Source organism: Bradyrhizobium cosmicum (assembly GCF_032290525.1).
In the GTDB taxonomy this organism is placed as follows: domain Bacteria; phylum Pseudomonadota; class Alphaproteobacteria; order Rhizobiales; family Xanthobacteraceae; genus Bradyrhizobium; species Bradyrhizobium cosmicum_A.
Genome location: NZ_JASXTA010000030.1, coordinates 26,175 through 49,951 on the forward strand (window position 1 = coordinate 26,175; position 23,777 = coordinate 49,951).

20 protein-coding genes are annotated in these 23,777 nt (G+C 65.6%); 14 read left to right on the top strand and 6 right to left on the bottom strand.

What is annotated here, in order from left to right; all coding sequences use genetic code 11:
- Positions 1–9 precede the first annotated feature (9 nt).
- Positions 10–1,257: an amidohydrolase family protein gene (locus tag QSV46_RS34895; protein WP_314962432.1), complete on the top strand. Its 1,248-nt coding sequence runs from the start codon at positions 10–12 to the stop codon at positions 1,255–1,257.
- A gap of 265 nt (positions 1,258–1,522) precedes the next feature.
- On the opposite strand, the gene QSV46_RS34900 is transcribed toward QSV46_RS34895, so the two are convergent.
- Complete coding sequence (locus QSV46_RS34900) at positions 1,523–2,851, bottom strand: dicarboxylate/amino acid:cation symporter (RefSeq protein WP_314962434.1); 1,329 nt, start codon at positions 2,849–2,851, stop codon at positions 1,523–1,525.
- Between the two features lie 125 nt (positions 2,852–2,976).
- On the opposite strand from QSV46_RS34900, the gene QSV46_RS34905 reads away from it, so the two are divergent.
- The 8 genes from QSV46_RS34905 to QSV46_RS34940 all read left to right on the top strand — a co-directional run bounded on the left by QSV46_RS34905 (position 2,977) and on the right by QSV46_RS34940 (position 12,937).
- Positions 2,977–4,296: a solute carrier family 23 protein gene (locus QSV46_RS34905; RefSeq protein WP_314962435.1), complete on the top strand. Its 1,320-nt coding sequence runs from the start codon at positions 2,977–2,979 to the stop codon at positions 4,294–4,296.
- Between the two features lie 72 nt (positions 4,297–4,368).
- The gene (locus tag QSV46_RS34910) at positions 4,369–5,205 is read left to right on the top strand and encodes an SDR family oxidoreductase (protein WP_314962437.1); all 837 of its coding nucleotides are present in this window, start codon (positions 4,369–4,371) and stop codon (positions 5,203–5,205) included.
- A gap of 55 nt (positions 5,206–5,260) precedes the next feature.
- Positions 5,261–6,076, top strand: a complete 816-nt coding sequence (locus QSV46_RS34915) for an NAD-dependent protein deacetylase (protein WP_314962438.1) — start codon at positions 5,261–5,263, stop codon at positions 6,074–6,076.
- 139 nt (positions 6,077–6,215) lie between these two features.
- Positions 6,216–8,300 carry a hydantoinase/oxoprolinase family protein gene (locus QSV46_RS34920; RefSeq protein ID WP_314962441.1) on the top strand — a complete coding sequence of 695 codons (2,085 nt, stop codon included), beginning with the start codon at positions 6,216–6,218 and terminating at the stop codon, positions 8,298–8,300.
- Between the two features lie 2 nt (positions 8,301–8,302).
- Positions 8,303–9,961, top strand: a complete 1,659-nt coding sequence (locus tag QSV46_RS34925; RefSeq protein ID WP_314962442.1) for a hydantoinase B/oxoprolinase family protein — start codon at positions 8,303–8,305, stop codon at positions 9,959–9,961.
- Positions 9,962–9,995: 34 nt separating this feature from the next.
- Positions 9,996–10,997 carry a TRAP transporter substrate-binding protein gene (locus QSV46_RS34930; protein WP_314962445.1) on the top strand — a complete coding sequence of 334 codons (1,002 nt, stop codon included), beginning with the start codon at positions 9,996–9,998 and terminating at the stop codon, positions 10,995–10,997.
- Positions 10,998–11,007: 10 nt separating this feature from the next.
- A complete protein-coding gene (locus tag QSV46_RS34935) occupies positions 11,008–11,601 on the top strand; it encodes a TRAP transporter small permease (protein ID WP_314962448.1) in 594 nt (197 codons plus the stop codon).
- Positions 11,602–11,632: 31 nt separating this feature from the next.
- A complete protein-coding gene (locus tag QSV46_RS34940) occupies positions 11,633–12,937 on the top strand; it encodes a TRAP transporter large permease subunit (protein WP_314962451.1) in 1,305 nt (434 codons plus the stop codon).
- 44 nt (positions 12,938–12,981) lie between these two features.
- On the opposite strand, the gene QSV46_RS34945 is transcribed toward QSV46_RS34940, so the two are convergent.
- Positions 12,982–13,626, bottom strand: a complete 645-nt coding sequence (locus tag QSV46_RS34945) for a glutathione binding-like protein (RefSeq protein ID WP_314962453.1) — start codon at positions 13,624–13,626, stop codon at positions 12,982–12,984.
- 117 nt (positions 13,627–13,743) lie between these two features.
- Between QSV46_RS34945 and QSV46_RS34950 the strand changes: the two genes are divergently transcribed.
- Positions 13,744–14,394, top strand: a complete 651-nt coding sequence (locus QSV46_RS34950; RefSeq protein ID WP_314962456.1) for a TetR/AcrR family transcriptional regulator — start codon at positions 13,744–13,746, stop codon at positions 14,392–14,394.
- A 20-nt stretch (positions 14,395–14,414) separates the two neighbouring features.
- On the opposite strand, the gene QSV46_RS34955 is transcribed toward QSV46_RS34950, so the two are convergent.
- From QSV46_RS34955 to mdcA, 3 genes are read right to left on the bottom strand one after another with little or no spacing between them, the layout of a single operon-like run.
- Positions 14,415–16,382, bottom strand: a complete 1,968-nt coding sequence (locus QSV46_RS34955) for a methyl-accepting chemotaxis protein (RefSeq protein WP_314962458.1) — start codon at positions 16,380–16,382, stop codon at positions 14,415–14,417.
- Between the two features lie 49 nt (positions 16,383–16,431).
- Positions 16,432–17,721 carry a malonyl-CoA decarboxylase gene (locus QSV46_RS34960; protein WP_314962461.1) on the bottom strand — a complete coding sequence of 430 codons (1,290 nt, stop codon included), beginning with the start codon at positions 17,719–17,721 and terminating at the stop codon, positions 16,432–16,434.
- Between the two features lie 13 nt (positions 17,722–17,734).
- Positions 17,735–19,381 carry a malonate decarboxylase subunit alpha gene (gene mdcA, locus QSV46_RS34965; RefSeq protein ID WP_314962463.1) on the bottom strand — a complete coding sequence of 549 codons (1,647 nt, stop codon included), beginning with the start codon at positions 19,379–19,381 and terminating at the stop codon, positions 17,735–17,737.
- A gap of 107 nt (positions 19,382–19,488) precedes the next feature.
- Between mdcA and QSV46_RS34970 the strand changes: the two genes are divergently transcribed.
- Positions 19,489–20,349, top strand: a complete 861-nt coding sequence (locus QSV46_RS34970) for a LysR substrate-binding domain-containing protein (protein WP_314962466.1) — start codon at positions 19,489–19,491, stop codon at positions 20,347–20,349.
- Positions 20,350–20,373: 24 nt separating this feature from the next.
- On the opposite strand, the gene QSV46_RS34975 is transcribed toward QSV46_RS34970, so the two are convergent.
- Positions 20,374–21,339, bottom strand: coding sequence for a glyoxylate/hydroxypyruvate reductase A (locus QSV46_RS34975; protein ID WP_314962469.1), 966 nt, complete (start codon positions 21,337–21,339; stop codon positions 20,374–20,376).
- A gap of 144 nt (positions 21,340–21,483) precedes the next feature.
- On the opposite strand from QSV46_RS34975, the gene QSV46_RS34980 reads away from it, so the two are divergent.
- The 3 genes from QSV46_RS34980 (at position 21,484) to QSV46_RS34990 (ending at position 23,762) form a co-directional block, all read left to right on the top strand.
- The gene (locus QSV46_RS34980) at positions 21,484–21,852 is read left to right on the top strand and encodes a YciI family protein (RefSeq protein WP_314962472.1); all 369 of its coding nucleotides are present in this window, start codon (positions 21,484–21,486) and stop codon (positions 21,850–21,852) included.
- Complete coding sequence (locus tag QSV46_RS34985) at positions 21,849–23,135, top strand: RNA polymerase sigma factor (protein WP_314962475.1); 1,287 nt, start codon at positions 21,849–21,851, stop codon at positions 23,133–23,135. The genes QSV46_RS34980 and QSV46_RS34985 overlap by 4 nt, the downstream gene beginning before the upstream one ends.
- 90 nt (positions 23,136–23,225) lie before the next feature.
- Positions 23,226–23,762, top strand: coding sequence for an SRPBCC family protein (locus QSV46_RS34990; protein WP_314962476.1), 537 nt, complete (start codon positions 23,226–23,228; stop codon positions 23,760–23,762).
- Positions 23,763–23,777 lie beyond the last annotated feature (15 nt).

Consider the following 23,777-nt stretch of genomic DNA (forward strand, 5'->3'; position numbering starts at 1 on the left):
GAAATCGCCATGCCCAGCATTCTCCTCAAGAACGCCGCTCTGCTCGATCCGCTCCAGCCGGACCTGCTGGAGGGATATAATGTCCTAGTCGAGGATAATCTGATCAAGGAGGTGTCGGACCGGCCGTTGCCGGCATCCGCGGACCGGACCATTGATCTGAGGGGCAGGACGCTGATGCCCGGCCTGATCGACCTGCACGTGCATGCGATCGCCGTCGAGCTCAATCTGGCGCAGCAGGTGCATATGCCGAACGTGCTGGTGACGCTGCGCTCGACGCTGCTGCTCCGCGGCATGCTGCGGCGAGGCTTTACCACTGTCCGCGACGCCGGCGGTGCCGGCCATGCGCTGAAGCAGGCCATCGACACCGGCCTGACTGACGGTCCGCGGCTGTTCGTCTCCGGCCGCGCGCTCAGCCAGACCGGCGGGCACGGCGACATGCGCGCGCGTTCGGATTATCTCGCCAGCGACGCGCCCTGTCCCTGCTGCGTGCGCGTCGGCGCGCTGGCGCGCGTCGCCGACGGTGTCGACGGCGTTCGCAAGGCCGCGCGCGAGGAGCTCCAGATGGGCGCCGACCAGATCAAGATCATGGCCTCAGGCGGCGTCGCTTCGCCGACCGATCCGGTCGGTGCCTTCGGCTACTCCGAGGACGAGATCCGCGCCATCGTCGAGGAGGCGCGGGGCCGCCAGACCTATGTGCTCGCCCATGCCTATACCGCGGCGGCCATCGCCCGCGCGGTCCGCTGCGGCGTGCGTACCATCGAGCACGGCAACCTCGTCGACGAGCCGACCGCACGCCTGATGGCCGAGAAGGGCGCCTACGTGGTGCCGACTCTCGTCACCTACGAGGCTCTGGCCAACGAAGGCGCGCAATACGGTCTGCCGCCGGAAAGCGTTGCCAAGATCGCGGACGTGCGCGACGCCGGTCTGCGCTCGCTCGATATCTATCACAAGGCAGGCGTAAAGATGGGGTTTGGCAGCGATCTGCTTGGACCGTCCCAGCGCTTGCAGAGCGACGAGTTCCGCATCCGCGCCGAAATTCTCGGCGCGCGCGAGGTCATCGCCAGCGCGACCATGATCGGCGCCGAGGTGCTCGGCATGGAGGGCAAGCTCGGCCGGATCGTGCCTGAAGCTTTTGCGGATTTGCTGGTGGTCGACGGCAACCCGTTGCGTGATGTGGCGTGCCTTCTCGGCCAGGGCGAACGCATTCCGCTGGTGATGAAGGCGGGCAAGGTTCAGTTCGACAGGCTGGCTGCGTAGCTGCGGCGCCCGAGCGCACCAGGCCACAGCCCGTCCAAACATGACGAAGATGTTGCGCGGGGCGGCGCGCCCGTCCCGGCGCATCGCGTCTCACGGCGATCATCAAAAGCCCGACGCCCTGCCCCCAGCGCGTCGGGCGGAAAAAAACCAGTATTATTCGGTGATCCCAACGCCGTCAGTTGTGACGCGTGTCCCTCCAACTTTCTACTCCGGGAAACTACCGCAACGGAACCGGACTGGCTCTCGCCTCAGGTGTGCCGCGGTCTTACGCGCCTCCACCCGGTTCCAGCGCTTCGCCGATCTCCAGCGGATGCGCCATGGTCTCGTGCAACGCATCGCGGTCGAGCTCTCCTTCGGAGATGCTGATGACGACGCAGGCGACGCCGTTGCCAATCAGATTGGTCAGCGCGCGGCACTCGCTCATGAACTTGTCGATCCCGACCAGGATCGCGATCGACTGGATCGGAATGTCTGGCACGATCGAGAGCGTCGCGGCAAGCGTGATGAAACCGGCGCCGGTGACGCCCGAGGCCCCCTTCGAGGTGATCATCGCGATGCCGAGAATTCCAAGCTCCTGCCAGATGGTCAGATGGGTGTTGGTCGCTTGCGCCAAAAACAGCGTCGCCAGCGTCATGTAGATGTTGGTGCCGTCGAGATTGAAGCTGTAGCCGGTCGGGATGACGAGGCCGACCACCGAGCGTGAGGCGCCGAGATGCTCCATCTTCTGGATCATCTGCGGCAGCACGGTCTCGGAGGACGAAGTGCCCAGCACGATCAGCAATTCGTCCTTGATGTAGGCGATGAAGCGCAGGATCGAGAAGCCGGCGAGCCGCGCGATCGAGCCCAGCACGATCAGGACGAACAACATGCTGGTCAGATAAAACGTGCCGATCAGGGCGGCGAGGTTGAGCAGCGGTCCGAGGCCGTAGGCGCCGACCGTGAACGCCATCGCGCCGAACGCGCCGATCGGTGCGACGCGGACGATGATGCGGATGATGCCGAAGAACATCTTCGCGGCCTTGTCGATTGCCTCCGCAATGGGCTCACCGGCCTTGCCGAGGAAGGCGATGGCGAAGCCCGACAGGATCGAGATCAGCAGAACCTGAAGCAGGTCGCCGCGCGCGATCGCGCCCACATAGCTGTCAGGGATGATCGCCATCAGATGGGCAACGATGCCTTCTTCCTTGGCCTTGGTGACGTAGGTCGCGACCGACTTCGGATCGATGGTGGCGGGATCGATGTTGAAGCCATGCCCGGGCTGCAGCACCTCGCCGACCAGGAGGCCGACCGCGAGGGCGACGGTGGAGACCGTCTCGAAATAGACCAGCGACTTCAGCCCGACCCGACCGACGCGCTTGAGGTCACCCATCGAGGAGATGCCGTGCACCACGGTGCAGAAGATCACTGGCGCGATCATCATCTTGATCAGCGCGATGAAACCGTCGCCGAGCGGCTTCAGCGCCTTGCCGAGATCGGGATAGACATAGCCGATGAGCACCCCGAGCGCGATCGCGATCAGCACCTGGACGTAGAGGATCTTGTACCAGGGCTGCTGCCGTCGATGGATGGCTGGCTGGATCGCGACTTGTGTCATAGAATAGGCCCCGGAACGTATTGATCTCGTTTGATTTGCATCATGTGATGGCCGCCGCAGAAGCGACAATCACATTTTTGTCTGTTCGCACGAAGATCGGTCGCTGCACCGCAATTGGGGGGAACATGCCGACTGCGACGGACTCCGAAGAGCGAGTGCAGAGCTATTTCCCGCGTTGGACTCTGAAGTCCTCCGGCGTGATCATGCCCGAGGAGCGGCTGCCATGGGGGCAGACTATTGTCTCCGGTCTCCAGCATTGCGTGGCGATGTCGGGCTCGACGATCATCGCGCCGTTGCTGATGGGGTTCGACCCCAATGTTGCGGTCCTGTTCTCCGGCATCGGCACGCTGATCTTCTTCGCCATCGTCGCGGGGCGCGTGCCGAGCTATCTCGGCTCGAGCTTCGCATTCATCGCCGTCGTCATCGCGGCCACCGGCTATGCCGGACACGGACCGAACCCGAACCTGTCGATTGCGCTCGGCGGCATCGTCGGCGCCGGCGTGCTCTATGGCGTGATCGCGCTGATCGTGATGTGGTCGGGCACTGGCTGGGTCGAGCGCCTGATGCCGCCGGCCGTCACGGGCGCGGTGGTCGCCGCGATCGGCCTCAATCTCGCGCCCGTCGCAGTCAAGGCGGTGAGCGCCAATGCACTCGACACCTGGATCGGGCTTGCGACCGTTCTCTTCATCGGCGTGGTGGCCGTCGCCGCGCCTGGCCTGTGGCGACGCTTGCCGATCATCCTCGGCGCGATCGGCGGATATCTTTTGTATTTTCTGTTCGCGAACGGCCTCGGCTTCGGCAAGCCGATTGATTTCGCGCCACTCGCCGCCGCGCCGTGGCTCGGCATGCCGAGCTTCACCACGCCGACCTTCCAGGCCGATGCAATCTTTCTGATCGCGCCGGTTGCGGTCATTCTCGTCGCCGAGAACCTCGGTCACATCAAGGCCGTCGGCGCCATGACGGGCCGGAGCCTCGATCGCTATCTCGGCCGCGCCCTGTTCGCCGACAGCCTCGCGACGATCGTGGCGGCCTGCGGCGGCGGCACCGGCGTCACCACCTATGCCGAGAACATCGGCGTCATGGCGGCAACGAAGGTCTATTCGACGCTGTTGTTTGCCTTCGCGGCCCCAGTGTCCATCCTGCTCGGCTTCTCGCCGAAATTCGGCGCGCTGATCCTGTCGATCCCGGGGCCCGTCATCGGCGGCCTCTCGATCGTGCTGTTCGGATTGATCGCGGCGATGGCGGGCCGGATCTGGGTCGAGAACAAGGTCGACTTCGCCAATCCTGCGAACCTGATCACCGTCGCCGTGGCACTCACCGCGGGTGCCGGCGATCTCACGCTCAAATTCGGTACGGTCACGATCGGCGGGATCGGCACCGCAACCTTCGGCGCCATCATCCTGTACCAGATCCTGACTTCGCCGCTCGCCCGGCGCGCCGAATGAATCGCAGCGATGCGCTGAGGGATGGAACAAAAAGCCGGTTCCGTCGATGATCAGGCATCCCGGAGAGAACTCATGCCACAAACCGATCGCTCGACCTCGTTTCATTCGCGCCTTGTCGGCCAATACGCGCTGGTGACCGGCGCCTCACAAGGCATCGGCCGCGCCGTCGCCATCCGGCTCGCCCAGGAAGGCGCGACGGTCGCCATCAACTATTTCGGTCATCCCGAGAAAGCCGAGGAGACGCTCGCGCTCGCGCGGACCGCATCGAGCGACCGCGGTCACGGCAAGCTCGATCATGTCGTCGTTCGCGCCGATGTCGGGGCCGAGGAAGAGATCGCATCGATGTTCGAGACCATCCTGGCGCGCTGGAAGCGCCTCGACTGTCTCGTCAACAATGCAGGTTTCCAGCGGGAGTCGCCGAGCGAGGCGCTGGACGTCGACACCTACCGCCGCATCATCGACGTCAATCTCAACGGCGCCGTGCTCTGCGCCCAGAAGGCGCTGGCGCATTTCGTCGCGCGCGGCGGCGGCGGCAGCATCATCAATTGTTCGAGCGTCCACCAGATCATTCCAAAACCCGGCTATCTCGCTTATTCGATCAGCAAGGGCGGTTTGGCCAATCTGACCCGCACACTGGCGCTCGAATTCGCCGGCCGCGGCATCCGCGTCAACGCGGTCGGCCCCGGTGCGATCGACACGCCGATCAATGCTGCCTGGACCGGCGACCCGGAAAAGCGCGGCGTCGTCACCGGCCACATTCCCATGGGGCGCGTCGGCACGCCGGAGGAGATCGCCGCCGTGTTCGCCTTCCTCGCCTCGGACGATGCCAGCTACATCACCGGGCAGACCATCTATGCCTGTGGCGGCCTGACGCTGTTTCCCGAATTCCGCGAGAACTGGGCGAGCTAAGTCCGTTTGCGTCCGCCATCTGGCAAAACCGGACGCCGCAGACTACATCTCCGCCATGGCTTCCCTGGCAAACCGCCCGCTCGAAGATTTCGTCGGCCGGCACGAAAACCTGTTCGTGCTAACCGGTGCCGGCTGCAGCACCAACTCGGGTATTCCCGATTATCGCGACAGTCACGGCAACTGGAAGCGGACCCAGCCGGTCAACTTCCAGGCCTTCATGTCGGAAGAGCCTACGCGCCGGCGCTATTGGGCGCGCAGCCTGATCGGATGGCGGCGGTTCGGGCAGGCAAAGCCGAACGATGCCCATCGCGCGCTGGCGCGGCTCGAGGCCAATGGGCGCTGCGGGATGCTGCTGACCCAGAACGTCGACCGGCTGCATCAATCCGCCGGGCATCGCGAAGTGATCGATTTGCACGGCCGGCTCGATCTGGTGCGCTGCATGGGCTGTGGTGGCAAGACGCCGCGCGACGAATTCCAGGCCGCGCTCGGCGACGCCAATGCGGAATGGCTGACGCTCGACGCCGCGGATGCGCCCGATGGCGACGCCGATCTCGAGCACGCGGATTTCTCCTCGTTCAGGGTGCCTCTTTGCGAGGCTTGCGGCGGCATCCTCAAGCCCGACGTTGTGTTCTTCGGTGAGAACGTTCCGCGCGACGTCGTAGCCACCGCGCAGGATCATCTGGCACAGGCCGACGCGATGCTGATCGTCGGCTCCTCGCTGATGGTCTATTCAGGTTTCCGCTTCGTCAAAGCGGCGGCGCAGCGCAATATTCCGATTGCCGCGGTCAATCTCGGACGCACCCGCGCCGACGATCTCCTGACGCTGAAGGTCGAGGAGCGCTGCGAAGCAGCGCTTGCATTCCTGCTCTGATCGGGCGCGACGCGAACACACCTTGCCTATTGCATAGGTGCCAAGCAGAATAGCCGGGCGCAGTGTGTTCTCGTCGCCCATGGCATGGAAATTGCTGCGCTTTCGATCCAGTCCTGACGATCAGCGCGGAGAATTTGGAATGCTTGAGGGAGCCGAAGTGCGGCTTGCCGTCGATATCGGTGGCACGTTCACCGACATCGTGCTGGACGTGGGCGAGGTGCGCAAGACCCGCAAGCTGCTGACGACGCCGCAGCGGCCCGAGCAGGCGGTGCTGGACGGCATGCGTCTCATTCTCACTGACGCGCGCGCGCACATCAGCGACATCGACGTTTTCATTCACGGCACGACGCTGGCGACCAATGCGATCATCGAGCGCCGCGGCGCCAGGACGGCGCTGATCGCGACCGACGGCTTTCGCGATGTGCTCGATATCGGCACCGAGAGCCGCTACGACCAATACGACCTCGCCATCGACAAGCCGAAGCCGCTGGCGCCGCGGTCCCTGCGCTTCACCGTGCCCGAGCGCATCGATGCGCATGGCGCCGTCCGCCTCCCGCTGGACGAAGCATCGGTGCGCGCCCTCGCGCCGAAATTGCGTGCGCTGAACGTCGAGAGCGTCGCGATCGCCTTCCTGCATTCCTACGCCAATCCCGAACATGAGCGCCGCGCGGCCGCAATTATCAGCGAGGAGATGCCCGGCATCTCCGTGACGGTCTCGTCTGCCGTTTGCCCCGAGATCCGCGAATATGAGCGCACGTCCACTGCGGTCGCCAACGCCTATGTGCAACCGCTGATCGACGGTTATCTCGCCCGCATGTCCGATGCTTTGCAGGTCGAGCAGTACCGCGGCGCGATCTATCTTGTGACCTCGGGTGGCGGTGTCACCTCGATCGAGACGGCGCGGCGATTCCCGGTGCGCCTCGTCGAATCCGGGCCTGCCGGCGGCGCCATTTTCGCGGCACAGATCGCGGCACGTCTGGGCGAGAGCAAGGTGCTCTCCTTCGACATGGGCGGCACTACCGCAAAAATCTGCCTGATCGAAAAATACCAGCCCGAGACCTCGCGCGTGTTCGAGGTCGATCGCGCCGCACGCTTCCTGAAGGGCTCGGGCTTGCCGGTGCGCATCCCCGTGATCGAGATGGTCGAGATCGGTGCCGGCGGCGGTTCGATCGCGCATGTCGACGCCATGAAGCGCGTCACAGTCGGTCCCGAGAGCGCGTCTTCGGAGCCGGGCCCGGCCTGTTACGGCCGTGGCGGCCAGCGTCCGGCCGTGACGGATGCGGATGTCGCGCTCGGCATGATCGATCCCGATGCCTTTGCGGGTGGCACGATCAAGCTCGACCCGGAACTCTCGAAACAGGCGCTGCTGCGCGCCGTCGGCGAGCCCTTGGGCCTGTCGGCCGAAACCGCAGCCTATGCCGTGCACGAAGTCGTTTGCGAGAACATGGCGAGTGCGGCCCGCGTGCATGCAGTCGAGCGCGGCGAGATTGTCGGCCAGCACACGCTGATCGCCTTCGGCGGCGCGGCGCCGCTGCATGCGGCGCGCGTCGCCGAGAAGATCGGTGTCTCCCGGGTGATCGTGCCCTCGAATGCCGGCGTCGGTTCTGCGGTCGGATTCCTGGCGGCTCCCATCGCCTATGAGCTGGTACGCAGCCGGCATGTCCGCCTCGACGATTTCGACACCGAGGCAGTGTCGGACCTGCTCCAGGAGATGGTGACCGAAGCACGCGCGCTAGTCGAGAGCGGCGCCGCCGGTGCGCCGGTGCGCGAACGCCGTGCCGCCTTCATGCGCTATGTCGGCCAGGGTCATGAGATCTCGGTCGCGCTGCCGAACCGGCGGCTGGCGAGTGCCGATCTCGCCGGCCTGCGTCAACAGTTCGAGGCCGACTATGCGGCGATGTTCGAACGCTCGATCCCTGGCGCCGCGATCGAGGTGCTGAGCTGGTCGGTGCTCGCGACGACCGAAGCGCGCAATCCACCGCGCGTCGCCGATGTGGCACGCATGCCCGCCGGCAAGGCGTCCGGCAGCCGCAAGTTCTTCGACGGCCGGGCAGGCGAGGTGATCGAGATCCCGCTCTATCGCCGTGAGGACATGGAGCCCGGCGCGACCATCGCAGGTCCCGCCGTGATCGCCGAGGACGAGACGTCGACCTTCGTCTCCAACAGTTTCGACGCCCATATCGACGGTGCCGGCAGCATTGTCATGGAACGGAAGGCGGCCTGATCATGAGCAAGGCAAGTGGCGCGAGCCTGATCGACCTTCAGATCATGTGGCACCGGCTGATCGCCGTGGTCGAGGAGCAGGCGCAGGTGCTGCTCCGCACCGCCTTCAGCCCGATCGTGCGCGAATGCGGCGATCTCTCGGCCGGCGTGTTCGACCTCAAGGGACGGATGCTGGCGCAGGCGGTGACCGGCACGCCCGGTCACGTCAACTCGATGGCGGAATCGGTCAAGCACTTCATCGCGCATTTCCCGATCGAGACGATGAAGGAAGGCGACGCCTACATCACCAACGATCCCTGGATGGGCACCGGCCATCTTAACGATTTCGTCGTCACCACGCCCTGCTTCAAGGAAGGCAAGCCGGTCGCGCTGTTTTCCTGCACCAGTCATCTGATGGACATCGGCGGCATCGGCTTCGGGCCTGATGCCACCGACGTGTTCATGGAGGGGCTCTACATCCCCATGCTGAAGCTGATCGACCAGGGCGTCGTCAACGAGACGCTGATGGCAATGATCCGCACCAACACGCGGCTGCCGATCGATACCGAGGGCGACACCTATTCGCTCGCCGGCTGCAACGACGTCGGCTGCGAGCGCCTGGTCGAGATGATGACCGAGTTCGGGATCGACACGCTCGACGAGCTCGGCGACTACATCTGCGAGCGCTCGCGCGAGGCCGTGCTGGCCGAGATCGCAAAACTGCCGAAGGGAAGCTGGCACAACACGATGGTCGTCGACGGCTATGATGCGCCCGTCACGCTGGCGGCGACGCTGACGATCTCGGACGAAGGCATCCATGTCGATTTCGACGGCACCTCGGCCGCCTCGAAATTCGGCATCAACGTGCCGCTCTCCTACACGACGGCCTACACCGTGTTCGGCCTCGGCTGCGTCGTCGCTTCGCAGATCCCGAACAATGCCGGCTCGCTCTCGCCGTTGACGGTATCGGCGCCGGCTGGTGCGATCCTCAACGCGCCGAAGCCGGCGCCGGTGGCCTCGCGTCATATCATCGGCCAGATGCTGCCCGACGTCGTGTTCGGTTGCCTGCGCCAGATCATTCCCGAGCGCGTTCCGGCGGAAGGCACCTCGTGCCTGTGGAATCTCAACGTGCGCGGCCAGACTCGTTCAGGCGCCGGCGGCAATTACGGGTTCTCGATGGCCGTGACCAGCAATGGCGGCACTGGCGCCCGCTTTGCCAAGGACGGGCTTTCGGCGACCGCCTATCCCAGCGGCGTGCGCGGCACGCCGGTCGAGATCGCGGAGACGCAGACGCCGCTGATTTTCTGGCGCAAGGAGCTGCGTCCGGATTCCGGCGGAGCAGGGCGCACCCGCGGCGGCCTCGGCCAGATCATCGAGGTCGGCAGCGGCGTCGATGCGCCGTTCGACATTCTGGCGGCGTTCGACCGCATCGACCATCCGCCGCGCGGGCGCGATGGCGGCCGCAACGGCGAAGCGGGCTATGTCGGGTTGAAGTCCGGCAAGAAGCTGCGTGGAAAAGGCTTTCAGCAGGTGCCGCCGGACGATCGCCTGGTGGTGTTGACGCCCGGCGGTGCCGGGATCGGCGCTCCCACGGAGCGCGATCGTGCGGCCGTCAATGACGACATCGAAAGCGGCCTCGTGTCGGCCGACAATGCGGTTGCAGTTTATGGCTACACGCGTTGATGCGTCAGCGCGCTTGATAAACGGAGGGGCTTTAATGATCACGCGACGGAACTTCACTGCGGGCGCAGCGACGCTGCTCGCGGCAGGCCACATCTCGACCCGTGCGCGGGCGGCGACGGTGAACTGGGACATGTCGACGGTTTGGCCGGACGGCAATTTTCACACCCAGAACGCGATGGCCTTCGCGGAGGAAGTGAAGAAGCAGAGCAATGGCTCGCTCGCCATCACCGTGAAGGCCGGCGGCCAGCTCGGCTTCAAGGGGCCCGAGCACCTTCGCGCGGTGCGCGATGGCCTCGTGCCGCTCGCCGACGTCCTCAACATCCAGCAGGTCGGCGACGAGCCCTTCATGGGCGTCGAGAGCATCCCCTTCCTCTGCGGCTCGATGGACGAGCTCAAGGTGCTGCACAAATATGTGCGGCCCGAATACGAGAAGGTCGCTGCGCGCAACAACCAGAAGATCCTCTACATCGTGCCGTGGCCGACGCAATATCTGCACCTCAAGGTCAAGGTCGCCGACGTCGAGGGCCTCAAGAACATCAAGATCCGCGTGCCCGACAAGAACGCGGTCGATATGCTCGCCGTGGTCGGCATGGCGCCGGTGATGATTCCCTGGGGCGAGACCATCCCCGCGCTTGCCTCGGGCGCTGTCTCCGGCGTCTCTACCTCCGCGGTGTCGGGGGTCGACGGCAAGTTCTGGGAGTTTCTGAAGTACATCCATCCGACCAACCACGTATGGTCGTCGCAGATGCTCACCGTCAATCTCGACTCCTGGAAAGCGCTCAGCGCTGACCAGCAGAAGCTCGTCGCGGATATCGCCGCCAAGATGGAGCCGGGCTTCTGGGCGAACTCGCTCAAGGCCGACGTCGACAGCCTCAATCGCCTGAAGGAGGGCGGTATGGAGGTGATCCCGGTGTCAGATGCGATGATGACAGAGATCCGCAACAAGACCGCGCCGCAGCTCGACGCCTTCCTCAAGCGCGTGCCGGCGGCCGACAAGCCGGTGAAGGCTTATCTCGCCGAAATGAAGCGCGGATGAGGGTGAAGCCGTGGTGAGCGTCTCGCCCGAGGCTCCGCAGAGCCTGAACGCAGCAGCTCCGGCGCCGCTGCGTCTCCTGCTCGACGGCATCGACCGTCTTGGCCGGCTCGACGGCTGGATCGGCGGCGGCTGTCTCTTGATGCTGACGCTGCTGATGCTGTGCGAGGTCGCCACGCGCTTCCTCTCGAACTTCCTCTCCTTCTTTCCTCCGTCGATCTCGATCGCGTGGGAATACTCTTCTTATCTGATGGCGGCGTCCTTCACCTTTGGCGCCGCCATGACCTTGCGCGTCGGCGGCCACATCCGCGTTGTGCTGCTGCTGAAGAACGTGCCGGCGCCGCTGCAGCGTGCGCTCGAGATCCTCTCGGCTGCGGCAGGCTTCGCCTTCATGGCGTTCCTGACCTCGGCGATGGCGAAGTTCGCCTTCGGCGCCTTCGTGCGCGGTCAGGTCTCGACGTCGAGCGATACGCCGCTGTGGTTTCCGCAGGCGGTGGTCGCCTTCGGCATGCTGCTGCTCACGCTGCAGTTCCTCGCCCGCGCGATCCAGGCGGTGCTGGGACTGCCGCTGGAGGACCACCGCATGAAGGCTTCACCCGTCGAATGATTGCTTTGCCCGCTCCCGGATTTAGGATCGCATGACCATCGAAGTCGTCGCCCTGTTTGCGATCCTGTTCGCGCTGCTGGCGTGCGGCGTGTGGATCGGCCTCACGCTTGCGCTCACCGCGACGCTGCTGCTCGCGATGTTCCGCTCGATCCCGCTCGACAAGCTGTTGCCGCAATACGCCTGGAACATCCTGACCACGCAGGAGCTGTTGGCGCTGCCGCTGTTCATCCTGATGGGCGAGCTGCTGTTTCGCACCCGCCTGTCGCGCTCGCTGTTCCAGGGGCTCGCGCCCTGGGCCGGATTGCTGCCGGGCCGCCTGCTGCATGTCAACGTGATCGGCTGCACCATCTTCGCGGCGATCTCCGGCTCGTCGGCCGCGACAACGCAGGTGATCGGCCGCATGTCGCTCAACGAGCTCGTGCGCCGCGGCTATTCCCGCGACATCGCAATCGGCTCGCTCGCCGGCGCCGGCACGCTCGGCTTCCTGATCCCGCCGTCCAACATCATGATCATCTATGGCGTGCTCGGCGACGTCTCGATCCTGAAGCTCTTCACCGCGGGTGTGCTGCCCGGCCTGCTGCTGGCCGCCACCTTCATGGGGTGGGTGATGCTGCACACGACGCTCAAGCCCGCGATGGTGCCGGAGACCGAGGCAAAGCTCTCGCAGGTACCGTGGGGTGATCGCTTTGCTGCGCTGAAGGATCTCGCGCCGGCGCTTTTCCTGATCGCCTGCGTGCTCGGCTCGATGTATGGCGGGCTCGCGACGCCGTCGGAAGCCGCCGCCGTCGGTGTGCTCGGCGCGGCGCTGGTGGCCTGGGCGCAGGGCTCGATGTCGCAGCAGGTGGTGCGCGACGTGCTGATCGGCTCGGTCGTGACCTGCTCCATGATCGCGCTGATCGTGCTCGGTGCCTCGATCCTCGGCAACGCCGCGGCGTTTCTCGGCATCCCGCAGGCAGTCGCGGCCTTCGTCAAGGGGCTAGGCCTGTCGCCTTTCATGCTGATCGTGGTGCTGATCATCTTCTACCTGATCCTCGGTTGCTTCCTCGACGGCTTCTCGATGATCGTGATGACGCTGCCGATCGTGCTGCCGATCGTGAAAGGCGCGGGCTTCGACGAGATCTGGTTCGGCATCTTCCTCGTGCTCGCGGTCGAGATGGCGCAGATCACACCGCCCGTGGGCTTCAACCTGTTCGTGATCCAGGGCCTGACCGACGACGGCCTCGGCTATATCGCGCGCGTCACGATGCCGTATCTGATCATCATGGTCGGCTTCGTGCTGCTGCTGACGCTGTGGCCGGGGATTGTCACGATCCTGCCGCGGGTGCTGTACGGATAGCGCCGCCCCGGCCGCGAGCCGGGACGGCGTCTTACCAAGCAGTCTTAGGCCGCAGCCTTCTTCCTGACGAGCTCGGCCTTGTACAGCTCGAACTCCTCCGCAATCGCTTTCGCGACCGACGGCCGCTGGCGCAGGCGCTCGTAATAAGACTTCACATTCGGCCATTTGGCGAGCTCGATCGGCGGCGTCGCCATGGTCCAGTTGATGACCGTGACGAGATACGCATCGGCCACGCTGAAATGGTCGAGCAGGAAGTCGCGGCCCTTCAGGTAATTGTCGAGATAGTCGAGCCGCGACAGGTTCTTCTCCAGCACGTAGGCCTTCATCTCCTGCGGCGCCTTGCGGTCAAGCACGGGAATGAACAGGCCCTTGTGCAGTTCGGTGCCGATGAAGCAGAGCCATTGATGCAGCCGCGTGCGCTCGATGCCTGCTACGGCGCCGAGGCCGGATTGCGGAAAACGGTCGGCGACGTATTGCAGGATCGCGGCGTTCTCGGTCAGCACCATGCCCTCGTCGGTGCGCAGCGTCGGCACCAGGCCGATCGGGTTGACGGAGTGGAAATCGGTGCCGTCGTTCAGCACCTTCTTGGTCGGTGGATCGACTTCGAGATAATTCGCCTCCGCGCCGGCTTCATACAGGGCGACGCGGGTCGCCATCGAACAGGCGAGCGGCGAGAAATAAAGATCCATCTTGGGCCTCCTTGGGCAATTCCTCGGTGTCACTTTTGTGAGTGTCGCTCAACCTGGCCAGATTGATTTTTGTACCATCTTGCATATTATATCGACGGTCAAGGATTATTTTGCGAGATGGTACAAAAATCAAAAGGGCCGCCCGCAGCGGCATCCGACCAGCCCAAGCGCCGCGGACGGCCGCGCGCCTATGAGCCCGACGTCGCGCTCGGCAAGGCGCTCGACCTGTTCCGCCGGCAGGGCTTTGCCGCGACCTCGCTGGACGACTTAAGCGAAGCCACCGGCATGAACCGGCCGAGCCTTTACGGTGCCTTCGGCGACAAGCGCGAACTCTACATCAAGAGCTACCAGCGCTACCGCGACGACGCGCGCGCCTCGATGGCCGAGATCTTTCGCGACGAGATGCCGCTGCGCCAGCGCCTGGAGGGCATCTTCGCATGCGCGCTGAACATCTACCTCTCCGGCGAGACCGGCCCGCGCGGCTGCTTCACTGTGGTGACCGCGGCCTCCGAGGCGGTTGGCGATCCCGAGATCCGCGCGATGGTGCTGGATGGGCTGACCGAGCTCGACAAGGCGTTTGCCAATTGCTTCCGGCGAGCAAAGGAGAAAGGCGAGCTGCCGGAGAGCGCCGAGCCCGCCGTGCTGGCGCAGATCGCATCGGCGACCGTGCACTCCATCGCCATCCGCTCCCGCGCCCGCGTCTCGCGCAAGGATCTGGAGGCGATCGTGAAGGGCGCGATCGACATGATGGTGGGGGTTAAGGGGTAGGCTGTCGTCCCGGATCCTGCCTACGCCGCGCGAATCTGCGCGAGGAAGCGATCGACCTCGTCTCGCAACCGCTGCGACTGCTTCGACAGCTCGATGGCCGAGCCCAACACTTCTTCCGCGGCCGTTCCCGTCGCGGCGATGCCGTCGGTGACGCCTGCGATGTTCTGCGAGACCTCGCCGGTGCGGGCGGCGGCCTGCTGGACGTTCTGCGCGATCTCCTGCGTCGCGGTGCCCTGCTGACCGACGGCGGCCGCAATCGCGGCCGAGATCTCGTCGACCTCTCGGATCGTCGCGCAAATCGACTGGATGCCGTCCACGGCACCGGCGGTCTCTCCTTGTACCGCCGTCACCTGCGCACCGATCTCCTCGGTCGCCTTCGCGGTCTGCGTCGCCAGCGCCTTCACCTCGGAGGCGACCACGGCAAAGCCGCGGCCGGCTTCGCCCGCCCGCGCCGCCTCGATCGTCGCATTCAGCGCGAGCAGATTGGTCTGCCCCGCGATGCCGTTGATGAAGGAGACGACGTCGCCGATCTTTTGCGCCGCGTCGGCCAGGCTCTGCACGCGCGCGTTGGACCTTTGTCCGTCGCTGGCGGCCTTGCCCACCACTTCGGTGGCATGTGCGAGACGGCGGCTGATCTCGGTCATCGACGATGACAGCTCTTCGGCTGCGGCGGCGACCGTCTGCACGTTCTCCGAGGCGAGCGCCGAGGCAGATGACACCGTGCGGGTCTGCTGCCGCGATTGCTCGACGATATCCGACATCGAGCGCGCCGTGTGCTCCATCTCGACCGCGGCCGCGGACACCGTGGTGACGACCTCGCGGATGCTGGCCTCGAAATTATCGGCGAGCGCGGCAAAGGCGCGCCGTTTCTCCGCTTCGGACTGCGCCTTGGTGTCGGCCTGTCCGGCCTGGAGCCGGTTGAAGCTGACGGCGTTGTCGCGGAACACCGCGACCGCCTTTACCATCGCGCCGACCTCGTCATTCGCCCTGCTGACGGGGATGGCGACGTCCAGATGGCCGTCCGCAAGTTCGCGCATCGCCGAGGTGATCGACAGGATCGGGCGCGAAATGCTGCGGGCGATGAGATAGCCGACGATCGCTGCCAGCACGAGCCCGAGCGCGGCGATGCCGATTGCCAGCAGCCAGGCACCGTCGGCGGAGGCCTCGTAGTCGGCGTTGTCCATCACCAGCTCGACGGCGCCGAGCGGTTTGCCTGAAAAATCCCTGATCGGGCCGAGCAGGGCGGCGACCGGCATCGTGTCGAGCCTGGCCTGCCGTACCGTAAAGTCGCCACCGGCGGCGCGGCCGTAATCGTCCGCATCGAAGAAGCTCTTGCCCTTCAGCGTGCCGCCAAACAGCTTGAAGCCCGAACCGTCGGCGAGATGGAAGGCGATGTCGACATGGCGGTTGAGCTTGAAGTCGTCGAGGAAGGACTGGCCGAAGGTCAGGCCGAACTCCACTGAGCCGAGATGCTTGCCGGCTTGCGCGATCGGCACCACGCCGCGGATGCCGAGCCCGGCGACGCCGCCTTCGAGGCCGACCACGACCTTGTGCTCCTGGTTGGCGTCGACGACGGTCTTCCGGAAGCTCGAGAGGTCATCGCCGAACTTCGCCGGCTGGTGCACCCGCAGGAAGGACGTCGCGGGCGGTGTATGGAACTGGAACTGCTCGACGCCGTAATTCGATTTGGTTGCGGCAAAGACCGGCCCGAATAGGGCGACCAGGGCATTGCGGTCCTGCTTGGCCATCGCGTCCTGCGTCGCGGGCATTGCGGCCACGACCGCGCTCATGGCGGCGGCGCGACGGGACTCTTCGGTGAGGCGCGACTGGAGCGCATCGTAATGGCTGCGCAGCTCACGCTGGTCGGCGCGGTCGATGATCCCGGCGATGATCCACATCGCCCCGAGCACGGCAAACAGGGCGGTTGCCGCCGCCGTCACCGCCAGCGCAACCGTGATCCGCATCCTGAGGCCGAGGTTCGCCCGCATGTCCGACTCGTTCTTTCACCGTTGGTTAAGAACGCCTATCAACTTTTCGCTAAGAGAGCGTGAACGGGTCGCCTCCCAGTAGCGCGTCCACTGCCGCGGACCGCACGATCCGGCCGTCCCGCGCGAACGCCTCGTGGTTCTCCTCGATGCTGTCGTGGTCGTAGAGGTAGTTGACCATGATCCCGAAGGATTCCTCGATCGCACGCGGGGCGGTGTTGCCGAGCCAATTGATGCGTTCGAGCCGAGCGCCATTGCCGAGGTGAAATCGCGCCACCGGATCGATCCGGCGTCCGGCCGTCACCGGTTGCGTCAGATAATGTGCGCATGAGCGCAGCAGGCCGGCGCGCAAGCGTTCACCCTCGACAGGATCCTGCCACCACGTCTGCCCGTCGGTCTCCCGCAATAGCGCCGAGAGCTGGCCGTCGTCGGCCGCTTGACGGCCGAGCCAGCGTCGGAAGCCCGGTACCGGTGACAGCGTGGAAAAGCGATTGAGCCGCGGAAATTCGCTGCGCAGCTCCTCGACCACCTGCTTGATCAGGAAGTTGCCGAACGAGACGCCGCGCAGCCCGTCCTGGCAATTGGAAATCGAGTAGAAGATCGCGGTGTCGGCGCGCGCGGCCCGCGCGCGTGCCGCATCGGCGTCGAAATCCTGTACCAGCAAGGGCGGCACGGCGGCGGCCAGCCCCTCCACCAGTGCCACTTCGACGAAGATCAGCGGCTCGCCCGGAAGCGCTGGATGGAAAAAGGCGAAGCAGCGCCGGTCGGGCGCGAGCCGGCGCCGCAGATCGTCCCAACCGCGGATCTCGTGCACCGCCTCATAGGCGATCAGCTTCTCCAGCACCGCGGCAGGCGATTGCCAGTCGATCCGCTGGAGCGTGAGAAAGCCGCGATTGAACCAGGACGCGAACAGATGCTTCAGGTCGGCGTCGAGCAGCTTCAACTCGGGCTCCGTGCCGAGCCGCGCGCCGATCTCGCTACGCATCGCGGCCAGCGCTGCGGTGCCGCCCGGCGCCATGTTCATGCGGCGCAAGACCTCCTGCCGCGGCGGATCGGCTGCCCTGGCCAATTGCGCAGCGGCCTCGGCCGTATTGTCCACTAGGTAGCGCTCGGCGGCTGCGCGCAGCGCCGCCTGGTCGGGCTGAAACGCGGTTGCGAGGAAACGTTGAAAGCCGAAGCTCGCCGCGGGATCAAGCGTCCGGATGGCGTCGTGCAGCTCGCGTGCGATCAGTGCGCCCGAGGCTTCGCCGCGCTCCGACAGCAGCGAAGCCGCGAGCTGACTGGCGCGATCGAGCGGGGGCGGGGGCAGGGTGCCGTCTGGAATTTGGCTGGCCGGATACATCGTCATCTCCTTCTCAAACCGTTGCGTGGTTGCGGAATTTTGCGGGAGGCTCGTAGAATCCGCCGGATGCCGTGACGAGATCGTCGATGGTCTTGGCGGCGAGCCAGTCGCGGGTCGCCGTCGTCGTTTCGATGCCGAGGTCGGACGGCAGCATCACGATGCCGCTCCGGCGCAGGCTCTCCGTGATCGCGGGGGACTGGCGCCGGCCGAAATCTGTGTCGCCGGCGATGGCGCGAAGCGCGGCTTCGCGCTCGTCCGCCGAACGGCAGCGCAGCAGGTTGCAGACGCCTCGCTCCGTGACGACGTGGGTGACGTCGTCGCCATGGACCATCACCGGCGGCAGCGCGAAGCCGGCGGAGACTGCGAGGTCGAATGCATCGAGACGCTCGACGAAGCTCGGCGCGCCGTTCGGCTGGCGCGTCTGCACCATCTGTACCACCAGCTTGCGGCCGCGCAGGCTCTCGCCCGCCTCCTGCCCTGCGAGCAGCCAGGCCGGACTGTCATGGCGCCGGCCGCGCGCGTCCGCGCCCATGTTCGGCGCACCGCCGAAGCCGGTGATTCGGTCGCGGGTCGCGGTCGAGCTGTTGCCCTGCGCGTCGATTTGCAGCGTGCCGCCGACGAAGAGGTCGCAGGCATATTGTCCGGCGATCTGCGCCAGCGCTCGGTTCGAGCGCAAATTGCCGTCGGCGCCGACCGCAAACAAATCGGCGTTGTGAGCGACATAGCGCTCCATCCCGAGCTCCGAGCCGAAGCAATAGACGCTGTCGACGAAGCCGGCCTCGATGGCAGGGATCAGCGTCGGGTGCGGGTTGAGCACGAAATTCCGCGCCACCTTGCCCTTCAGCCCGCGTTGCGCGGCGAAGGTCGGCAGGATGAGCTCGATCGCCGCGGTCGCGTAACCGATGCCATGGTTGAGGCGCGCCACTTGAAACGGCTCGTAGATCGCGGCAATGGCCATCATCGCCATCAGGACGTTCTCGTCCCGGATCTTGGCGGGATCGCGCGTGAACAGCGGGTCGATCCGATACGGCTTCGGACCCGGCACCACGACGTCGACCCAGTCGCCGGGAATGTCGACCCTTGGCAGCCGGTCGACGATCTCGTTGACCTGGACCACGACGATGCCGCCGCGGAATGCGGCGGCCTCGACAATGGTCGGCGTGTCCTCGGTATTCGGACCGGTGTAGAGATTGCCGTCGCGGTCCGCCTTGTCGGCGACGACGAGCGCGACCTGCGGCGTGAGGTCGACCAGCATCCGGGCATAGAGTTCGAGATAGGTGTGGATCGCGCCGATCTTCAGGGCCTTCGCGGCGACCAGCTCGGCGAGGCGGCGGCCCTGCGGCCCCGCGAAGGAAAAGTCGAGGCGGTTGGCGATGCCGCGCTCGAACACGGCGAGGTGGTCGGGCAGCGCCAGAACCGACTGCACCATGTGCAGGTCGTGAACGCGAGTCGGGTCCATTTTGGCGAGCGCGGTGGCGAGAAAATCCGCCTGCTTCTGATTGTCGCCTTCGAGCGCGACGCGGTCGCCGGGCGCGATGATCGTTTCGAGCGATTGCGTCGCGCGTTCGGCCGGGCAGATCTTTCCGCTGAAGCCGCAGACGTCCCGGGCGCGCGTCAGCCGCGACGTGCGATCGGCCTGGTGTCGTGATGAGCCTGACATGATGAGCCTCGTTCGCTTGCTGTTGGCCAATGCGAACGTAGGCGTCCATTATTGATTATAGAAATGATATTGTATAATACCATTGATCATAAATACGGATCAATGGCATGCTCGATTTCGAACTGTTGCGGGCCTTCGTCGCGGTGGCTGACTGTGGCGGCTTCCACCGCGCGGCGGAGCGGCTCAATCTGACCCAGTCGACGATCAGCCAGCAGATCAAGCGGCTGGAGGCCGAAACCCAACGGCCGCTGTTCCGGCGCACGACGCGCAGTGTCGCGCTGACAGACGAAGGGGAGATGCTGCTCGGTGACGCCCGCCGTTTGCTTCTGCTCGAAGAGGCGGCACGCGAACGGCTGAGCGCGCCGCGTCTGTCAGGAATGGTACGCCTTGGTGTCGTCGAGGAAGTGGCCGGCGGCTCGCTGCCGCCCGCGCTCGGCCGCTTTGCCGCGCTCCATCCGCGGATCAAGCTCGAAGTGCAGATCGGCGTCAGTGCGGAGCTGATCGAGCAGCTCGGTGCGGGCCGTCTCGATCTCGTCTTCGCCAAGCGTCCGCTCGGAACGTCAAAGGGACGGCTGGTTTGGCGTGAGCCGCTGGTCTGGGCCGCGGCCGAAACGTTCGATCTGGTGCCGGGCGTGTCCGTGCCATTGGCGCTGTATCGCGAGCGCTCGGTCTCGCGTGATGCGGCTCTGTCGGCGCTCCGCGACAGCGAGCTCGCCTGGGAGATCGTCTACACCAGCCCGAGCCTGACCGGCGTGCGCGCGGCCGCCGTCGCGGGGCTCGCCATCACGCCACTGCCACTCAGCGCGATCACATCGGGCTTGCGTGTTCTCGGCGTCGCGGAAGGGCTGCCGCCGCTTCCTGATCTCGAGTTCGCGATCTATGAGAAGGCGCGGCCTGACAAGGCTGCGGTCGCGCTCGCCGCGGCGCTGCTCGCGCTCGCGCAGGGGCCGATGCGCCCAACCATCTGAGCCGGATCGCCCCCTTCGGGCAAGCTAGTACCCTCTGCCCCGATCCACCACATTCTCCAGCGCGCCGCCGGCCTCGAACCGCGCGATCTGCTCGGCGACATAGGCCGAGATCGCATCCGCGTCGGTGTCGGCCGCGTTGTGCGGGGTCAGCAACACCTTCGGATGGGTCCAGAACCGGCTTTCTTTCGGCTGCGGCTCCTGCACGAAGACGTCGAGCGAGGCGGCGCCCAGCGTACCGTCGTCGAGGCAGGCCAGGACGTCGGCTTCGTTCTGTAGGCCGCCGCGCCCGGCGTTGATCAGCACGGGCGCGCCGAGCGGGCTCTTGCGGTTGAGTTTGGTGAAGACGTCACGGTTGAGGATGCCGTGCGTATCCGGCGTCAGCGGCAGCAGGCTGACGAGGATGTCGGTCGTGCGCAGGAACGCATCGATTCCGGCCGTGCCATGGAAGCATTCGACGCCCTCGATGGCACGCGGGTTGCGGCTCCAGCCGGCGACGCGGAAGCCGAGCCGCCGCAGCACGTCGGCCGCATCGGCACCTAACGTGCCGAGCCCCATGACGCCGACGGTGACCGCGCTCGCCGGCCACTGATATTTCGGCTCCCAGCGTTTTGCGCGCTGCGAGTCCCGCAAATAGAGTTCTTGGCGGTGGTGCATCAGCACGTGCAGCACGACGTATTCGGTCATGCGGTTGGTCAGGTCGGGCACGGCGACGCGCACCAGCGGCACATCAGGCAGGCTCCCGTCCGCCATCAGCGCATCAACGCCGGCGCCGAGGTTGAAGATCGCCCGAAGATTGGGAAAGGCGCCGAGGTCGCCCGGCACCGGCTTCCACACTGCGGCATAGTGCACCTCGGTGGGATCGAGTCCGGCAGCGGGCAGCAACACCACGCGGCGGCCGCCGCAGACCGCCTCGAACCGCGCCTTCCAGCGCTCCGGCAGCCAGTTCTGCTGCGTGCTGTTGATCAGGACGGCCAGTGCGCCTTTGGTCATTCGAAGTGCCTCGTCGGGTTCCGCTTTTGGTGGCCCTCCTTGGCACGATCTGGCGGATTTTTCTCGCAAATTTTTTCCGCAGCACTGTCGGGGCAGGGCATATAGGATCGTCTTCAAAACAAGCGTTCAGGGAAGGTGCTGCCCATGCTTTATGCGATCCTGTGCTATCACGATGAGGACTTCGTCGGCTCCTGGAGCAAGGACCAGGACGAGGCCGTGATGAAGAAGCTCGCCGTGGTGCAGGACAACCTCACCAAGCAAGGCCGACTAGGCCCGGTGGCGCGGCTGCTGCCGACCACCGCGGCGGCGACGCTGCGCAAGGAAGACCCGCCGCTGGTGCTCGATGGCCCCTATGCGGAGACCAAGGAGCAGTTGCTCGGCTTCTACATCGTCGACTGCACGAACCTCGACGACGCGCTCGACGTTGCACGCGACCTCGGCGCTGCCAATCCCGGTGGCGCCTATGAGGTGCGTCCCGTCGGCGTGTTCAGGCCGGGAGGAAACCTGACGTGAGCGAGGCCGACACCGGCTGGATCGAGACCGCGCTGACCTCGGCGCGACCCCAGGCGGTCGGCGCGCTGCTGCGCTATTTTCGCGATCTCGATACGGCCGAGGAGGCTTTTCAGAATGCCTGCCTGCGCGCGCTGAAAACCTGGCCGCAGAACGGGCCGCCGCGCGATCCCGCCGCCTGGCTGATCATGGTCGGCCGCAACGTCGCGATCGACGAAGTGCGCCGTACCCGTAAGCAACAGCCGCTGCCCGAGGACGACCAGGCCATCTCCGATCTCGACGATGCCGAAGGTGCGCTCGCCGAGCGGCTCGACGGCTCGCACTATCGCGACGACATTTTGCGGCTGATGTTCATCTGCTGCCATCCGGGGCTGCCCGCGACGCAGCAGATCGCGCTGGCGCTGCGCATCGTCTCCGGGCTCACGGTGAAACAGATCGCGCGCGCCTTCCTGGTCTCGGAAGCCGCGATGGAACAGCGCATCACCCGCGCCAAGGCGAAGGTCGCCGACGCCGGCGTGCCGTTCGAGGCGCCCGGCGCGGTCGAGCGCTCCGAGCGGCTCGCCGGTGTCGCCGCGATGATCTATCTGATCTTCAACGAGGGCTATTCCGCGAGCGGGGACACTGCGGAGATCAGAAAGCCGCTGTGCGAGGAAGCGATCCGGCTGGCGCGGCTGCTCTTGCGGCTGTTCCAGAGCGAGCCGGAGATCATGGGGCTCACGGCCCTGATCCTGTTGCAGCATGCGCGCAGCGCCGCGCGCTTTGCGGCGGACGGTTCGCTGATCCTGCTGGACGACCAGGACCGTTCGCTGTGGAACGGCGCCATGATCGCGGAAGGCCTGGCGCTGATCGACAAGGCGATGCGCCACCGCCGCAGCGGTCCCTATCAGATCCAGGCCGCGATCGCCGCGCTGCATGCGCGCGCGGCGACGCCGGAGGAGACCGACTGGACCCAGATCGACCTGCTCTACGGCGCGCTCGAAGTGGTGCAGCCTTCGCCAGTGGTGACGCTCAATCGCGCGGTGGCGGTCTCCAAGGTACGCGGGCCGCAAGCCGCGCTCGATTTGATCGAGCCGCTGGCGCCGAAGCTCGCCAATTACTTCCACTTCTACGGCGTGCGCGGCGCCTTCCTGATGCAGCTTGGCCGCAGCGACGAAGCCCGCATCGCCTTCGACCGCGCCATCGCGCTCGCCAATACGTCCGCCGAAGCCGCCCACATCCGCATGCACATCGACCGCCTGATCCGGGACAGCCAGCCGAAAGTGAAGGAAGGCGCGAAGGCGAAGTAGGACGCGCAATGTGCGGTGAAAAAAATCCGCTTCATCGTGTCGCCCATGGCTTCCCCCGTTCGTCCTAGGCCCGTATCCAGGGAGCTATTCATGCTGAAGGCCATTGCCATCATCGCCCTTGTGCTCGCGGCCGGCATAGCCGCCGTCCTCGTCTTCGCATTGACGAAACCCGACACCTTCCGTGTCGACCGCTCACTCGTCGTGAGGGCGCAGGCCGATGCGATCTATCCGCAAGTCGCCGATTTCCACCGCTGGACCGGCTGGTCGCCCTATGAGAGCCGCGATCCCGCCATGAAGCGCAGCTTTGGCGGAACCGCGGCAGGCAAGGGCGCGACCTATGCCTGGGACGGCAACAACAATGTCGGCGCCGGCCACATGGAGATCCTCGAGGCAAGCTCGCCGTCGAAGCTCCGCATCAAGCTCGATTTCGAGCGCCCGTTCGAAGGCCACAACACCGCCGAGTTCACGTTTGTGCCGCAAGGCGATGCCACACTGGTCACATGGGCGATGTACGGTCCGGCGCCGTTCATGTCCAAGCTGATGCAGGTCTTCATCAACATGGACAGCATGATCGGCAAGGATTTCGAGGCCGGCCTCGCCAGCCTGAAGAAGCTTACCGAGAAGTAACGAGGCCTACTGTTC

Excerpts from the sequence above, each read along its gene's own strand:
- QSV46_RS34960 (WP_314962461.1), bottom strand. The coding sequence starts at position 17,721 with ATGTATCCGGCCAGCCAAATTCCAGACGGCACCCTGCCCCCGCCCCCG.
- QSV46_RS34940 (WP_314962451.1), top strand. The coding sequence starts at position 11,633 with ATGACCATCGAAGTCGTCGCCCTGTTTGCGATCCTGTTCGCGCTGCTG.
- QSV46_RS34980 (WP_314962472.1), top strand. The coding sequence starts at position 21,484 with ATGCTTTATGCGATCCTGTGCTATCACGATGAGGACTTCGTCGGCTCC.
- QSV46_RS34895 (WP_314962432.1), top strand. The coding sequence starts at position 10 with ATGCCCAGCATTCTCCTCAAGAACGCCGCTCTGCTCGATCCGCTCCAG.
- QSV46_RS34910 (WP_314962437.1), top strand. The coding sequence starts at position 4,369 with ATGCCACAAACCGATCGCTCGACCTCGTTTCATTCGCGCCTTGTCGGC.
- QSV46_RS34905 (WP_314962435.1), top strand. The coding sequence starts at position 2,977 with ATGCCGACTGCGACGGACTCCGAAGAGCGAGTGCAGAGCTATTTCCCG.
- QSV46_RS34975 (WP_314962469.1), bottom strand. The coding sequence starts at position 21,339 with ATGACCAAAGGCGCACTGGCCGTCCTGATCAACAGCACGCAGCAGAAC.
- QSV46_RS34990 (WP_314962476.1), top strand. The coding sequence starts at position 23,226 with ATGCTGAAGGCCATTGCCATCATCGCCCTTGTGCTCGCGGCCGGCATA.
- QSV46_RS34925 (WP_314962442.1), top strand. The coding sequence starts at position 8,303 with ATGAGCAAGGCAAGTGGCGCGAGCCTGATCGACCTTCAGATCATGTGG.
- mdcA (WP_314962463.1), bottom strand. The coding sequence starts at position 19,381 with ATGTCAGGCTCATCACGACACCAGGCCGATCGCACGTCGCGGCTGACG.
- QSV46_RS34915 (WP_314962438.1), top strand. The coding sequence starts at position 5,261 with ATGGCTTCCCTGGCAAACCGCCCGCTCGAAGATTTCGTCGGCCGGCAC.
- QSV46_RS34920 (WP_314962441.1), top strand. The coding sequence starts at position 6,216 with ATGCTTGAGGGAGCCGAAGTGCGGCTTGCCGTCGATATCGGTGGCACG.
- QSV46_RS34945 (WP_314962453.1), bottom strand. The coding sequence starts at position 13,626 with ATGGATCTTTATTTCTCGCCGCTCGCCTGTTCGATGGCGACCCGCGTC.
- QSV46_RS34955 (WP_314962458.1), bottom strand. The coding sequence starts at position 16,382 with ATGCGGGCGAACCTCGGCCTCAGGATGCGGATCACGGTTGCGCTGGCG.
- QSV46_RS34970 (WP_314962466.1), top strand. The coding sequence starts at position 19,489 with ATGCTCGATTTCGAACTGTTGCGGGCCTTCGTCGCGGTGGCTGACTGT.
- QSV46_RS34900 (WP_314962434.1), bottom strand. The coding sequence starts at position 2,851 with ATGACACAAGTCGCGATCCAGCCAGCCATCCATCGACGGCAGCAGCCC.
- QSV46_RS34950 (WP_314962456.1), top strand. The coding sequence starts at position 13,744 with ATGGTACAAAAATCAAAAGGGCCGCCCGCAGCGGCATCCGACCAGCCC.
- QSV46_RS34930 (WP_314962445.1), top strand. The coding sequence starts at position 9,996 with ATGATCACGCGACGGAACTTCACTGCGGGCGCAGCGACGCTGCTCGCG.